The following is a 13,273-nucleotide window of genomic DNA, read 5'->3' as shown; positions in this document are numbered from 1 at the left end:
TCGCGCTCTGCGGATTGCTCCTGGAGCCCAGCCTGCCACCCTTCCGCCCGCAGCGCGGCCGAACGGCCGCGCCCCACCTCAGGGAGATCTGCCGTGATCCCACCGTTCATGCTCAGCGCCCTGCGTGCGTACGTGCGGTATGCGCCCGGCTGCCTCGGTAAGCCATGGCTGGCCGGGCACCTGAGCGAATACCTCAAGCAGCACCCGCTCACCACGACCGCCCGCACCCGCACCGGTACCGTCTTCCCCGTGGCGACCAGCGATGTCATTCAGCGCTACCTCTGGCTGTTCGGCACATGGGAGCCGCACCTGACCGCATGGATGCGCAACCGCATCACCCCGGGCGACCTCGTGATCGACACCGGCGCGCACACGGGCTACTTCACGCTGCTGGCCGCCCAGCTCGTCGGCCCCACCGGCCGCGTCGTCGCGATCGAACCCTCCCCGGCCTTCCACCAGGCCCTGACGGCGAACATCGAGGCCAACGGGTGCACCAACGTCCGCACGGTGAACGCCGCGGTGTCCGACGCCGCAGGCCGGATGACCTTCTACCTGGAGCGCTCCACCAACCTCGGCGGCACCACCTCAGTCCGCCCGCGCACCGTGGTCTCCTCGTTCGAAGTGAACGCGGCGCCGCTGCCCCAGCTCGTCACCGAGGACGAGCTCGCCGCCACCCGCCTGATCAAGATCGATGTAGAGGGCGGCGAGGCCGCTGCCGTGCGTGGGCTGGCCCCGGTCCTGGGCAGGCTGCGCCACGACGCCGAGCTTGTTGTCGAGGTCACCCCCCGGACGCTGGCCAAGCAGGGACAGCAGGCCGACGACGTGCTTGCGCCCTGCGCGAGCACGGGTTCCACGTCTACCGGCTGGCCAACGACTACGCCGCGGCCTGCTACCCGGCCGCCCTGCGCAGGCCCGCGCCTGCCGTGCGGTGGCACGGGCCGATCACGGAGATGAGCGACCTGGTCTTCTCCCGCACCGACGCCGAGACCTTGCCTCTCTCATCGGACGGGTAAGGCGTTCAACAGCCAGGCTGCGGGCCCCTGGGCAGTATGAGTCTCAGCTGCACGACCCGTACGGGGCCGTACCACTGCGCGTGGCGGGCAAGTGGCGGATGTCACCGACGGTGTCAGCCTGCCTCCGCAGACGCTCGATCTCCTCGTGCTGGGCGGCCAGCCTGGAGATCGCGAGCGCCTTGAAGGCCGTGAGCTCGGCGAGATCCGCGTCCCGTTCGGCGACCCGTTCTTTCAGCTCGGCGACCTGGGCCTTCAACCGCTCGATCTGCGATGCCCTGGGGTCCGTGACGATCCCCGCTGCCTGGGCCTCCTTCACCCGCCGTTCGAACTCCTCCGCGAGGTGCTGATAGGGGCCGGGGCGTTCTCCCTTCGGGTAGAAGCCCGTGCGAGTCACCCCTGCCTCGGCCGCCAAGGTCTTGAGATCGCACCCGCCACCTGGCGGGATCGCTCCGGCCAGCAGCCGGTCCATCGCCGCCCGGATCGCCGCTTCGTTCCGGGCGCGGGTCTCTGCTGTCAGGCGTCCCATCTCAGTCCTCCGTCCCGGCCGTCGGCGTCGGGTCCCCGCTGGCGGCGTCGATGTCCGCGAGGACCTTCTCCGCGCGGATCAACTCCGCCTCCAGCCGGGCGCGTTCGGCCTTCTGCCCGCGCCCGAGCATCCCGATGAACACCTTGTTCTGCTCGACGGTCTTCTCCCAGACCGGGCGATGACGGGAGTGATGGGTCGCCTGCGGGCAGCGAGCCGAGTCGCACATGCCCATCAGCGGCCGGTCTGCGGTCGGCGTCCCCGCGAGTTTCAGGCACAGAGCCTTGGCGGGGTCGGCGAACCAGCAGTAGTTCGCGGTCCCCAGGTGCAGGGTCTTGGCGCGTTTCGCGAGCATGCCGCGGACCTGCTGGTCGTTGGTGATCACGTTCGGTGCTGTCTGGAGCGCGTCGTCGAGCTTGCCATCCACACTCTGGAAGAACTCCAGCAGGTCACGAGCCCCCGGACCGGACGGCTTGATCCCCGCGCGAACGTTCTCCCACTCCTCGGCGACGATGGCGAGGTTCCGTTTCTCCTCCTCCTTGCCGACCTCTGCGAGGAATCGGGACTGGGATCCGCCGGGACGGTTCGCGTAGCCCTCGGTGGTGACCACCGACACATGCTTCAGGTGGATCTTCGCCGCGAGAAGGCCACCGGGCCGGTAGGCGAGTTCAACGGCGAGCGATCTTCTCAGCATGCGCAGATTCACCGGTTCGTCCGGGATCGGCGCGAGTCCGAGCCGCTGGCCGGCCGGACTGTTCACCCAGCTGCGGAAGTGCTTGTAGGCGGAGGGGAACCCCGACACCGTGAACAGGTACGGGCTGGAGGAGTCGTGCAGGCGCTCGGCCAGTGCGATCGCCTCGTAGACCTCCTCGGTCACCACCCATTCGTCGTCAGTGCCGCCGAGCCCTTGGCCCTTGATCAGTTTGCCGCTGATCCGGAAGCGTCGCAGTCCCCGGTAGGACTCCTGCGGTGGACGGCGGCACCCCACCAGGAGCTCAGCGAGCTCGCTGGCTCTCATTCCGCTGACAGCCGCCGTCAACAGCAGGCAGGCCGACCGCATGCGCGCGACCAGAGGGCCCGCGTCCAACTCGCCCAGCGGTGCCGTCCAGGGGACAGTTCCCTGGCCATCCGCCCTCGGCACGCGAACCGCGTCACGGCCGAACGGCGCCTCGACGCCGACCGCGGCCACGGCCCGCTCCAAGTCCTCGCGCAGAAGGTTCACCCAGGGCAACGGGAAGCTGCCGATGCCAGCGTCCCTCGCCACGGCGGAGAAGTTGACTGTTAGCAATGGATCAGTGGAGGCGAAGGTGCCGTTGTTGCGTCGCCGTGCGATCTGGTGTGAAGGCAGCCGGTCCAGGGGCCTGCCTTCGGAGATGCGCTGCTCGATGGAGGCGAGGAGAACGTCTCGGGTCGGAGCGTCCAGCGGGCACTGGGCGTCCCCGGGCATGTCGTCCGTCTTGGCTGTTTGCTTCCTTCCACTGGCGTAGACGGGTCTCGCCAGAGCGTCGCGCTCTCGACGAGCCTCGGCGACCTGGCCGACGAACTCAACCACATGCCGACCGAGGGTCTGCACCATGTAGAGGCAGGCTGCCAGCAAGGGCTGAAGGACTTCCGGAGAAACCACGGGGGTCGAGTTCTCCCCGTTGGCCGGGCGCTTCCTTCCTGCCACGAGTGATCCCGGCTGGCCGTTGAACGGCCGGAGCCCGTCCGCGAACTGGTCAGTGGTGAACAACTCGTTGTAGCGGACCACGTCGGCGATCGTCTGGGCGGCAGCAGCGGCCACACTTTCCTGACGGCCCACGACCTTGCCGTCCTTGTTCCGGCGCTGGGCTCGCTCCATGACGAACGCGGAGCACATCTGACCGGTCACCTCGTGAAGCGCGGTGACGCCCTGCTCCGTAAGCCAGTTCAGCCATCTGGCCAAGGCGTCGAACTTGAGGGCGCAGGTGGTCAGGGTCCGAGGGGTTCGGTTCGCCTGGGCGAGCGTCCGTACGCGTTCATGGTCCGGTGCCATGAGCGCGAGCAGGAACTCCTTGGCCACGGTCCGCCAGCGAGGGTTGGAGATCGAGGCGAATTTCAGGATCAGCGAGCCGCGCTGAAGGTAGGCGGGCAAACCGATGACTCGGGTGAAGTCCCAGACGTCCTGTTCGAAGATGATCGCCGGCGCTCCGGAGGACTGCTCGAATCCGCAGGTCTGGCATACATCGCGCCCGGCAAAGGGCGAAGCTTCCCGTTCGAGGTGGGGATCGAGGTTGCTGATGACGTTCATGCGGTGCGTTCCTCCGGCAGGAGCGGCAGTTCGTCGTCGGTGTCGGCGACCTGGGCGGCAGCGGTCACCAGCAGGTCGGGGGCCTGGTTGCGGAAGGCGTCGAGGACTTCGTCGATGCGCTGGGCGTACGGGCCGAAGACGGCCATGAAGTGTGCGGCCTGCATCTGCTGCCACTGCCGGGCGAAGTAGGCGTTGAGCCGCAGCAGGTTCGGTGTGTGACGCGGTGCGAAGACGGCGAGCGGGCACAGCAGGCAGACCCAGGGTCGAGCGGGGCAGGGTTTGCCTGCCGGGCCGTGCTGGCCCGAGAGGGGGTCGGCGCAGGCCGCGACGAAGACATCGCGCTGGCCTCCGGTGAGCTCGGCGATAGCCGCGTCGTCAAGTTCCAGCTCCTTCACCAGCTGCGGGAAGCTCCCGGCGAAGTCGGCGATCTCGTCTTCGGTCATCACCTGGGGCGGATGGGCCTTGCGGAGCAGGTCGGCCTGGGCTGTCTCGATGAGCGTGTCGATGTCGTCGCTTTGGGCCGCGGTGGGGGTGGCCAGGTAGCGGTCGCCCTCGATCTGCGGGCTGTGGTTCGGATCGACGGTGGCCCTGGTACTGCCGAACCACGCCTGCCGGTCCCGCAGGGACTCGAACGTCGTGCGGATACGGTGCCGGTGGACGCTCTTCGGAAGCCCCTCGGCTCCGGCCGTGCGCTGCCGTGCGAGCCAGGTGTTGAAGCCGGTGTGCTGGATGGGCTCGCTCTGCCAGCGGTCCAGGCGGCCGTACCGCAGTTGCTGCCGCAGCCACATCGCGCCTCGCCGTTCCTCCGGCGCGAACTCCCGCAGTGGGGCTGAGTGCCGAAACCACTGCTCCAGCAGCCGCACCGCGCGACGGTTGAGGGTGAGGCTTTCTGCCGCGGTGCGGCCCTTGAGATAGCTCAGGAGAATCGTGCTGTCCCCGGCCCACTCCACGCCGTCCAGGTCGAGACCGCCGATGCCGTCGGGAACGATTCCGGTGTAGACGCTGAACAGCAGCTGGTATCCGATCACCACCTCGGAGTCGGGGAACAGCGCCGCGCTGACATGGTGCAGGCCCCGGTACTTCTCGCTGACCTTCCAGACCGGCCAGCCGTACGACAGCGCGAGTTCAGAGGCACTGACGGGACCCTTGCGGGCCAGCAGCCAGCACACGTTCTCGAACGTCCAGCCGTGCTCGACCGGATCCCGCCCGTGCTCAGCCGCCTTCATGGCCTGGCGATGCTTGGCATACGACTCCTTGACCGCTCCCCGGCAGAGCTTCTCCAGCTGCTGCCATTCCCCCTCGTCGTAGGGAACCAGCGGCGTGTAGTCCTTCGCGTAGTTGAAGACGCGGCCGTCGACGAACTCCCGGACCTCGGGTGCGAGCGTGGGGTGTGCGTCATCGAAGGCAGCGAGCATCTTGCGGATCGCCGTTTCGCGACGGTGATCGCTGCCCCACCACGCCTGGGCCAGACGCGCCCGGGTCAGCCCGGCGGCCCCGCCGGTGTAGCCCTCGTCGGCGAGTGCCGCAGTGAACCACGAGATCGCACGCGTGAAGCGCTGAATGCTCTGCTGGGAGTCAAGGCGGCCGTGCGGATGGATCAGTGGCAGCAGGCCCGTCAGCAGTTCCCGGGCAAGCTGCGGATTGTGGCCGTCATCGACCACAATCACCGCGCGCGTGCCTCGGGTGAAGTTGCAGGACAGGCCCAGCGGAGCATCGATCATCTCTGCCGACATCAGAAATTCTCGCCTTCGTCGTCGAACTCGCTGTCCGCCTCACGGTCTGCGGCAGCCTGCTCGCCGCCGAGGCCGAGTTCGCGGCCGGACTGCTCGTAGGCGTCGCGGTAGATGCGGGTCATGTCCAGCCGCCGCAGGTACGACTCCGTGGTGAGCACTGAAGAATGACCAAGGAGGTCGCGCAGCACCATCAGCGGATCGGCCTTGGACAGGTAGAGCTTCAGCGCGGCGTCGGCATCGGTCTCCTTCACCATCCGTGCCGCTTGGGCGTAGTAGCCGCTGACCAGCTGCTCAAGGGTCCTGATCGAAAAAGTGTGGCGGAGCCGGTGGGGGTGAACATGCGGGAATCGCGGCTCGAAGCGTTCACGGATCCGCTCGGAGGCACGGGCGAAGACCGTGGGCCACGCGGTGAACGGCCCGCCGTCCGGACGCACGGCCAGCAGCATCGAACCGCCGTCGGGCGCCACCAGGCGGCGGCGCTCGGCCGGCCGCAGGGCATCCCAGGTGACTCGGACGCCGTTGACCCGCCCACCTCGGGCATCTGCCCGGGTAACTGCCCGTGCTGGTTCTTCCCCGCCGCCACCTCCGTCGTCTTCGACCTGGATGACGAGATGGGCGGGATGCTCGACGAGGTCTACCACGGCGGCTGGTTCAACGAGCACCGCCGCATCGAGTCCATCAAGGCCCACGCCGCGCTCGGCGGCCGGCTCGTGCACGGCTGCCAGTCCGTGCCGGACCAGTCCGGCGGCGTGGTCGCGCCCTACGGTGCCTCGATGGCGAACTTCCGCGACGACCTTGCCGCGTTCAAGGCGGGCTGGATCGAACAGGTCTACGCCCACCGGGTGAACCCCGCCGCGTAACCACCACCCGATCAGGCTCCGGGGCGGGCCGGCTTCCCTCGCCCGCCCCGGATGCCACCATCCCCCGGAGCCCTCCCGTGACCACGAACCCCAGCGTCGAACTCCTCGACAACCTGCTCACCGCGACCGGCCGGACCACCGCCGTACGGGAGGAGGTACGCGTGTGGTCCATGTCCGGCGTCGAGCGCGTGACCTTCCCCGACGGCTCCACGGCCATCTTCAAGTACGCCAAGAAGCCCTTCGACAGCGAGGACCAGGCCCTTCGCCTGGCCCACACCCTCGGCGTACCCGTCCCCCAGGTCCACGCCTCCGCCGTCCTGGACGGATGGCTCGGCATGCTCGTGGAGGACCTCGGACCGTCCGTCCGCGAGGCCGACGACCTCGACGGCGTCGCCGCGGCCGTGATTCTGCACGGCACCCGTACGGCTCCGCCCTTGCCCGTCCTCGACCAGAACCGGCTGCGCACGCTGCCCGCCCGGGCGCTGGAACACCTCGAACGGCTGCGCAAGGCCGACCGGTGGCAGGACGCCGACGACGTCGAGGACGCGCTCGATCGGATCGCCAAGGCCGCCGAAGCCCGCTCGGCCGGAGCGACACTGGAACCGTTCGGCTGGGTGCACTCCGAGTTCCACCCCACCAGCCTCCACATCGGCGAGCGCGGCTGGCGGCTGCTCGACTTCGCCCGCGCCTTCACCGGCCCCGGCCTGCTCGACCTCGCCAGCTGGCACGGCAGCATCGAGCCCCCGCACCCCGTGCGCCTGCGCGTCCTCTTGGAGCAGTACGTCACTGCCGGCGGCACCCCCGACGCCCTCACCCCGCGCGGCGGGCTCACCGCCGAGAACTGGGCCCTGGGCTGGCACCGCGTGTGGGCCGTCGAGTGGTTCATGGAGCAGTCCATCCGCTGGATCAACGACCCGGCCACCGATCCCGCCTACACCAAGGCCGTCCGCCGCCACCTCACCGACGTCCTCCACCTCCTGGAGATCTGACGTGCTCGCCCAGGCATCCCCCTGGCACGCCCACGCCGTTCAGCGCACCGCCGCTGGATTCGCCGAACCTCTCTCTGTACCCGCCCGGATGGAGTGGACCACGAGACCCGGCCAAGGGCCTGGAGCCGAGACCCTCGGGCTTGACCTGCGCGGCAAGCGGCTCCTGGAACTCGGCTGCGGCCCCGGCCACAACGCCGCCCACCTCGCCACCCGACACGGCGCCCACGTCACCGGCGTCGACCTGGTCGGCCTCCAGGTCCGCCGCGCCCGCTCCCACTACGGACGGCTGAACAACCTCATCTTCGTGGCCGGCCACGCGCTGCACTACCTGCAAGCCTCCGACGAGCAGTCCGATGCGGTCTACTCCGTCTTCGGCGCCGTGGGCCTTGTCGCCCCCGAGCTCCTGCTGCCGGCCATCGCCCAGCGCCTCACGCCCGGCCGGGTGCTCGCCTTTTCCGTTCCGCACCCGCAGCGCGGCGGCCGCAGCCCTTCCGGTGACGACCGGCCCCGCCGCGACTTCGTCACCCTTCCCGACCGCACCCGGCTCCCCATCGCCCGCTGGGAGCTCGACACCGTCCGCTGGGAGAAGCACCTCAGCCAGGCAGGCTTCTGGCTCACCTCAGCCCAGGAGTTCCACGACCCCCGCATGGGCCACTGGCCCACCACCCTGCTGTTCCGCGCCCGCAAGCTCTGACAGCCGCGTTCATCCAGCCTATGGAGGACCGATGCGCCCGCCCTACCTGCTCCTCGACATCGACGGCGTCCTCATACCCTTCCCCAACGCGGACGGCTCGACCCCGGCCACCCACGCCCGCCACGACGTCGTCCCCACCGGCCGGAGTGCCGACAACCCGGTCACCGTCTGGCTCGACCCTGCCCACGGCCCCATGCTCATGGACGTGATCCGCACCGGCCTGGTCACCCCCGTCTGGTGCACCAGCTGGCGGCAGGACGCCACCACCCTCATCGGCCCGCTCCTGGGCCTCCCGGACCTGCCGCACGTCGACCTGCCGCGTCCGCAGATCACCACCAGCCACCCCAACGGCTACCTCTGGAAGCGCGACCACGTCGACGCCTGGCTGGCCGACGTACCCGTCGTCTGGATCGACGACGACTTCACCGGTCTTGACCTCGCCTGGGCGGCGGAGCGCACCGCCAAGGGAACGCCAACACTCCTCATTCAGCCCGACCCGCACCTCGGTCTACAGCCCGAGCACCTGACCGAGGTCACGAGGTGGGTCGCGCAGTTACGCACAGCCCGCGCCGCCTGACGACTGATGCCCTCGCTGCTCGTGGCCGCGGGGGCATCAGGGTGGCTGTGGGCCCTGCCTGCATTTCTGAACGGGATGGCAGCGAACTTGGTCGCGCGGCTGAGTACGCTCAGCGTGTTTTGGGCGTCGCTCTTATGGCCCAGGTGAGGGCTGAGCGGCTGGGGGGAAGCCCAGCTGGTCGAGCAGCGTGCCGAAGAGGTCTTCTGCGAAGGTCTCGTGTGAGCGCTGCAGCTCTTCGATTCTGGCTGTCTGTGGCGTGACCGGGATGCCGGCGGTTGCGGCCCAAGCAACGGCGCCCGCGGCGTCGGTGGGGATATCAGGCTTCCTCGGCCGCAGCGGACTGCTGTTCGTGGCCGCGCTGTTCGTGCCACTTGGCAGCGGCGCGGGCCAGGTGCACGGTGGCGAAGACCAGGGCGATGGAGAGTCCGCCCGGCTCGCTGGAGGCGTAGGCGAGTTCCTTGGCGGCCTTGCGCAGGGCGGTGGCGGCCTGGTGGTCGGCGCGGGTGGCGGAGCGGCGGGCGCGGTTGAACGCTATTGCCGCTGCCCGTAGTTCTGCCCGGTGCGGGCCGGTCCTGGCGCTGGCGATGTTGTACAGGGCGTCGCCGGCCAGGTGGCCCTGGGCGGCGGTATCGTCATCGGAGTCGAGGACGGTGCGTGCCCGCTGGAGTACCCGGACGGCCGCCGCACCGGGGTCCCGACTCACCTGGTGGACCCCGACACCATCGACGACTCCGTGTCCCTGACGGACGGCGCACCTGTTCCAGGAATGGATCAACAAGAGCCACGAGGTGCGGCTCACCGTCGTGGGGACGGAGATGTTCGCCGCCGAGATCCACGCGGGCAGTGACGCGGCCCGGGTGGACTGGCGCAGCGACTACGACGCACTCGGCTACGACGTGGGCAAAGTGCCGGACGACGTACGGGCCGGTGTGCTGACTGGCTGGAACACTTCCGGCTCGCCTTCGGCGCGTTCGACTTCGCCGTCACCCCGGCCGGTGACGGGGTGATGTTCGAATGCAACCCGTCCGGAGAGTGGTCCTGGATCCAGAACCGCACGGGCCTCGCCGAGGGACGCCCATGACGACGCACACCGGACAGCGCTCCGCCGACCTGCGCGCGGCGCTGGCCCGCGAGCTGGAAACCAGTGGCCAACTGACGGATCCGACATGGCGGAAGGTGTTCGAGGACGTTCCGCGTGAACCCTTCGTGCCGGAGTTCTGGACCCTCGACCGCGACGGGCAGCAGCGGCATGTGACCGCCGCCGATCCGGACTGGCTCGACCTGGTCTACACGGACGACGCGCTGGCGACCCAGCTCACGGACGGCGTGGCCACCTCGTCGTCGACCGCGCCCGGTCTGATGCTCACCATGCTCGAGGCCCTCGACGTCCGTGACGGCAACCAGGTGCTGGAGACCGCGACCGGTACCGGCTACAACGCGGCGCTGCTGTCGGAACGGTTGGACGGGCTCAGAGTGGTGACGGTGGAGGGCGACCCGGTGCTGGCGAGGCGGGCGGACTCGCGACTGCGGTACTGCGGATACACCCCGCTCGTCCACGCCGGGGACGGCCGCGCGGGGTACCCGGCCCGGGCCCCGTACGATCGGCTGATCGCCACCTGTGGCTTCAGCACGCTCCCGGTCACATGGCTGGAGCAGGTACGGCCCGCGGGCCTGATCGTGTGCCCGGGGGGTTGGGGCACAGCGCGCCTCGTGGTCGGCGCCGACGGCCGCGCCGAGGGCCGGTTCCTGCCCACCAGCTCGTACTTCATGGCCGTACGCGCCGCCGGAACCACCGGCACACCGGCGCACCCGGGTAAGCCAACGGCGGCCGGCGGCCGACCCACCGGCCTGGACCTGACCACCGTCGCCGAGGACGAGGCGTTCCGCTTCGTGCTGTCTCTCGTCGCACCCGACAGTGGGTTCGCCTTCGAGCGTGGTGACGGCGGCGGCGTGACGGCCGTGGAGCTGTGGGGCGCTGACGGTGCGTGGGCCAGGGCGGAGGGCAATACCGCATGGCAGGCGGGGCCGCGGATGCTCTGGGACGCGGTGGAGGCCGCGCGCGAGCTGTATGTGACAAACGGCCGGCCGGGCCGGGAGCGGTTCGGCGTGACCGTGACCGCGGCGGGACAGCGTGTCTGGCTGGACGCGCCCAGCCGCCCCGTGCGGAACACCGCCGCGCTCTGAGCAGCTGAGTGTGTCGCGCTCATATGTGAAGGGTGCGTGCGAAATTCCGGTGTGCCCACCGCGGGACGGCGTCGGCGGTTACCGTCGGACCAGCCCCGGCCCCGGGACCTGACCCCCGGGCCGGGGCTCGTGGTGGTCAGTCGCCCTGGAGGTGCAGTTCCGTCGACGTGTCCTGGGCGCACCGTTCGGCGAGGGCACGGATGTCGGCCAGTAGACGGCGTTCGGTGTCCGTCCGGGCGACAGCCCGTGCCGCGTCGATCTCCGAGAGGAACTGCGGCATCTCAGCAGTGGTCAGCACCAGGTCACCGTACGGGTCCACCCGGTTCAGCAGGGGAGTGCCGACGCTCCCGCAGATGCGGGCGAACAGGCCGGAGCCGTCCGGCACGACCTCGACCTGCGTCAGACGGCGTCTCCTCGGACTCGTACCCCGCCGCTCGACCCGCTGCAGCACCACGTCCACGCCCAACGCGATCCCTCCCTCGGCTACCGCACACCGAAGCCGTACACCGTCTCCGACCGGAACACCCGTCCGGGCCGCAGCTCCGTGGTCGGGAAGTCCGGGCGGTTGGGGGAGTCGGGGAAGTGCTGCGTCTCCAGGGCCAGGCCCTCGCCGGGGGTGAAGGGAGCCGGGAGGTGGTCCGCCGTGTAGAGCTGGAGGCCGGGTTCGGTGGTCGACACCGTGAGGACCCGCCCGGACGCCGGGTCGTGCAGCTCGGCGACCTGTACGGCGGTGTCCGTGATGCCCTTGTCGAGGACGAAGTTGTGGTCGTAGCCGGCGCCGACCTTGCGGGGCCTGCGGAAGTCGAAGCGGGTGCCGGTGACGTCCGCGAGGTCGCCCGTCGGGATCAGGTCGGCGTCGACCGGGGTGTAGCGGGAGGCGGACAGGCGTAGTTCATGGTCGTGTGCCGTGCCGTGGCCGGACAGGTTGAAGTAGCTGTGGTTGGTCAGGTTCACGACCGTCGGCGCGTCGGTGACCGCCTCGTACGTGATGCGCAGCGCGCCCGACGCGTCCAGGGCGTACGTCGCCGCGACCTCCAGACGGCCCGGGAAGCCCTCCTCGCCGTGCTCGGCGACCCGGCTCAGGCGCAGCCCGTGCTCGACCGGCTCGACGTCCCACACCCGCTTGTCGAAGCCCTGGGCGCCGCCGTGCAGGGAGTTGGGGCCGTTGACCGGCTCCAGCGCGTACGTCACCTCGTCCAGCGTGAAGCGGGCGTGGGCGATCCGGTTGGCGTAACGGCCGATCAGGGCGCCCAGGAAGGGCTCCGGGCGGTTCAGATAACCGTCCAGGTCAGCGAACCCCAGCACCACGTTCGCCGTCCGTCCGTCCCGGTCGGGGACCTCCACGGACTGCACGATCCCGCCGTACGACAGGACACGCACCCGGGTGCCGGCCCGCTCCAGTGTCCAGCGGTGAACCGGGGTGCCGTCGGAAAGTGTTCCGAAGTGTTCGCTCATGCGCGGAACTCTAAACGACGTCCAAGAAACGACGTCCAAGTCAGGACGACTTCGCCGTGACCTTGCGGTACGCGATCTCCGCCAGCCGCGCCTGCCCGTCCTTGCTCGGGTGGAACCAGTCCCAGCGGCTCAACTGGCCGGTGCCGAACCGGTAGTCGTACACCGCGCCGTCGTCGAAGCGGCACCGGCGGTCCTTCGCGCAGACCTCCTCCAGCACCGTGTTGTAGTCCTCCACCCGCTTCTGCACGGTCTCCCGGCGCAGCGTCGCCGCCGAGTCCAGCGCGTCCGCGTCACCCAGCATCGACGGGCAGATGCCCAGCTTCCACACCTGCTTGCCCAGCGTGCTGGTGCGCCCCTCGGACCACAGCCGCTTCAGGTTCGGCACGCTCGCCACATACACCTGCGCCTTGGGCGCCGCGCGCCGCAGGGTGCTCATCGCGGCCTGGAAGTCGGCCCGGAAGTCCGCCACCGGCGTCATCGCGTCCACCGAGGACCGGCAGGCGTCATTGGCGCCCGTCATCACCGTCACCAGCGCGGGCCCGCGCGCCGCGGCCTGCGCCATCTGGCCCGGCAGGTCCGCCATCCGCGCGCCCGTCACCGCGTAGTTCCAGCTGTGCGTGGCCGCCCGGTCCTTGCCCAGCAGCCGCACGGCGAGACTGTTCACCTCGCCGCTGCTGCCGGTCGCCCAGGACACCTCCGGGCAGTCCGTGAGGATCCCGCAGGCGTCGAAGCCGCGCGTGATGGAGTCGCCGACGGCGGCCAGCGACGCCGGGCTCACGTCCCACAGCGGGGTCGGCGACGGGGACGGCTTCGCCTGGCGGGCCGCCGTGCCCGACGGGCCGGGGGAGTCCCCGCCCACCGCGTCACAGCCGGCCAAGCCGACCACGGTGGCGGCCGCCAGCGCCGCGACCACGGCCCGCGCCCGCCGGTTTGCCTTCCGCATCCCTCGCCGATCCCCTCGCCTCGCTCGGGGCCG

The 13,273-nt window shown here is 70.1% G+C and carries 13 protein-coding genes and 2 pseudogenes; 7 read left to right on the top strand and 8 right to left on the bottom strand.

Translation table 11 applies throughout. The features are described 5' to 3' along the window. Window positions 1-93: 93 nt before the first annotated feature. Window positions 94-954 carry an FkbM family methyltransferase gene (locus tag ACH5AC_RS22795; protein ID WP_398863842.1) on the top strand — a complete coding sequence of 287 codons (861 nt, stop codon included), beginning with the start codon at window positions 94-96 and terminating at the stop codon, window positions 952-954. 102 nt (window positions 955-1,056) lie between these two features. Here ACH5AC_RS22795 and ACH5AC_RS22790 read toward each other — a convergent pair whose 3' ends face one another. Genes ACH5AC_RS22790 through ACH5AC_RS22775 form a run of 4 tightly spaced genes read right to left on the bottom strand, consistent with a single transcriptional unit; the run spans window position 1,057 to window position 5,984 of the window. After that, window positions 1,057-1,539 carry a hypothetical protein gene (locus ACH5AC_RS22790; protein WP_398863841.1) on the bottom strand — a complete coding sequence of 161 codons (483 nt, stop codon included), beginning with the start codon at window positions 1,537-1,539 and terminating at the stop codon, window positions 1,057-1,059. 1 nt (window position 1,540) lies between these two features. Continuing rightward, window positions 1,541-3,805 carry a site-specific integrase gene (locus ACH5AC_RS22785; protein ID WP_398863840.1) on the bottom strand — a complete coding sequence of 755 codons (2,265 nt, stop codon included), beginning with the start codon at window positions 3,803-3,805 and terminating at the stop codon, window positions 1,541-1,543. Next, window positions 3,802-5,538 carry a hypothetical protein gene (locus ACH5AC_RS22780; RefSeq protein WP_398863839.1) on the bottom strand — a complete coding sequence of 579 codons (1,737 nt, stop codon included), beginning with the start codon at window positions 5,536-5,538 and terminating at the stop codon, window positions 3,802-3,804. Before ACH5AC_RS22780 ends, ACH5AC_RS22785 begins: the two co-directional genes overlap by 4 nt. Then, complete coding sequence (locus ACH5AC_RS22775) at window positions 5,538-5,984, bottom strand: hypothetical protein (protein WP_398863910.1); 447 nt, start codon at window positions 5,982-5,984, stop codon at window positions 5,538-5,540. The genes ACH5AC_RS22780 and ACH5AC_RS22775 overlap by 1 nt, the downstream gene beginning before the upstream one ends. Window positions 5,985-6,095: 111 nt before the next feature. On the opposite strand from ACH5AC_RS22775, the pseudogene ACH5AC_RS22770 reads away from it, so the two are divergent. From ACH5AC_RS22770 to ACH5AC_RS22755, 4 genes and pseudogenes are all read left to right on the top strand, one after another. Then, window positions 6,096-6,398: pseudogene (locus ACH5AC_RS22770) on the top strand (hypothetical protein); the annotation flags it as partial. A gap of 77 nt (window positions 6,399-6,475) precedes the next feature. Continuing rightward, a complete protein-coding gene (locus tag ACH5AC_RS22765; RefSeq protein WP_398863838.1) occupies window positions 6,476-7,387 on the top strand; it encodes an aminoglycoside phosphotransferase family protein in 912 nt (303 codons plus the stop codon). A 1-nt stretch (window position 7,388) separates the two neighbouring features. Continuing rightward, window positions 7,389-8,081, top strand: a complete 693-nt coding sequence (locus ACH5AC_RS22760; protein WP_398863837.1) for a class I SAM-dependent methyltransferase — start codon at window positions 7,389-7,391, stop codon at window positions 8,079-8,081. 31 nt (window positions 8,082-8,112) lie between these two features. Next, window positions 8,113-8,658, top strand: a complete 546-nt coding sequence (locus tag ACH5AC_RS22755; protein WP_398863836.1) for an HAD domain-containing protein — start codon at window positions 8,113-8,115, stop codon at window positions 8,656-8,658. Window positions 8,659-8,977: 319 nt separating this feature from the next. Here ACH5AC_RS22755 and ACH5AC_RS22750 read toward each other — a convergent pair. Beyond that, window positions 8,978-9,319, bottom strand: a pseudogene (locus tag ACH5AC_RS22750) (mobilization protein); the annotation flags it as partial. A 127-nt stretch (window positions 9,320-9,446) separates the two neighbouring features. Between ACH5AC_RS22750 and ACH5AC_RS22745 the strand changes: the two are divergent. Together ACH5AC_RS22745 and ACH5AC_RS22740 are read left to right on the top strand one after the other, a co-directional pair. After that, window positions 9,447-9,665 (top strand): hypothetical protein, encoded by a 219-nt coding sequence (locus ACH5AC_RS22745; RefSeq protein WP_398863835.1) that lies wholly within the window; start codon window positions 9,447-9,449, stop codon window positions 9,663-9,665. Between the two features lie 70 nt (window positions 9,666-9,735). Further along, window positions 9,736-10,842: a protein-L-isoaspartate(D-aspartate) O-methyltransferase gene (locus ACH5AC_RS22740; RefSeq protein WP_398863834.1), complete on the top strand. Its 1,107-nt coding sequence runs from the start codon at window positions 9,736-9,738 to the stop codon at window positions 10,840-10,842. A 136-nt stretch (window positions 10,843-10,978) separates the two neighbouring features. Here the strand turns inward: ACH5AC_RS22740 and ACH5AC_RS22735 are convergent, their stop codons facing one another. From ACH5AC_RS22735 to ACH5AC_RS22725, 3 genes are read right to left on the bottom strand one after another with little or no spacing between them, the layout of a single operon-like run. Then, window positions 10,979-11,308: a hypothetical protein gene (locus ACH5AC_RS22735; RefSeq protein ID WP_398863833.1), complete on the bottom strand. Its 330-nt coding sequence runs from the start codon at window positions 11,306-11,308 to the stop codon at window positions 10,979-10,981. A 17-nt stretch (window positions 11,309-11,325) separates the two neighbouring features. Then, window positions 11,326-12,297: an aldose epimerase family protein gene (locus ACH5AC_RS22730; protein ID WP_398863830.1), complete on the bottom strand. Its 972-nt coding sequence runs from the start codon at window positions 12,295-12,297 to the stop codon at window positions 11,326-11,328. Between the two features lie 40 nt (window positions 12,298-12,337). Continuing rightward, entirely contained in the window at window positions 12,338-13,240 is a 903-nt protein-coding gene (locus ACH5AC_RS22725; RefSeq protein ID WP_398863829.1) for an SGNH/GDSL hydrolase family protein, read from the bottom strand. Between the last annotated feature and the right edge of the window lie 33 nt (window positions 13,241-13,273).

The organism is Streptomyces sp. NPDC018693 (assembly GCF_044391385.1).
GTDB lineage: Bacteria > Actinomycetota > Actinomycetes > Streptomycetales > Streptomycetaceae > Streptomyces.
This window is presented reverse-complemented; position numbering and strand designations above follow the sequence as displayed.

Coding starts and splice junctions, on each gene's coding strand:
- ACH5AC_RS22790 (WP_398863841.1), bottom strand. CDS start 1,539: ATGGGACGCCTGACAGCAGAGACCCGCGCCCGGAACGAAGCGGCGATC.
- ACH5AC_RS22785 (WP_398863840.1), bottom strand. CDS start 3,805: ATGAACGTCATCAGCAACCTCGATCCCCACCTCGAACGGGAAGCTTCG.
- ACH5AC_RS22780 (WP_398863839.1), bottom strand. CDS start 5,538: ATGTCGGCAGAGATGATCGATGCTCCGCTGGGCCTGTCCTGCAACTTC.
- ACH5AC_RS22775 (WP_398863910.1), bottom strand. CDS start 5,984: ATGCTGCTGGCCGTGCGTCCGGACGGCGGGCCGTTCACCGCGTGGCCC.
- ACH5AC_RS22755 (WP_398863836.1), top strand. CDS start 8,113: ATGCGCCCGCCCTACCTGCTCCTCGACATCGACGGCGTCCTCATACCC.
- ACH5AC_RS22740 (WP_398863834.1), top strand. CDS start 9,736: ATGACGACGCACACCGGACAGCGCTCCGCCGACCTGCGCGCGGCGCTG.
- ACH5AC_RS22730 (WP_398863830.1), bottom strand. CDS start 12,297: ATGAGCGAACACTTCGGAACACTTTCCGACGGCACCCCGGTTCACCGC.
- ACH5AC_RS22725 (WP_398863829.1), bottom strand. CDS start 13,240: ATGCGGAAGGCAAACCGGCGGGCGCGGGCCGTGGTCGCGGCGCTGGCG.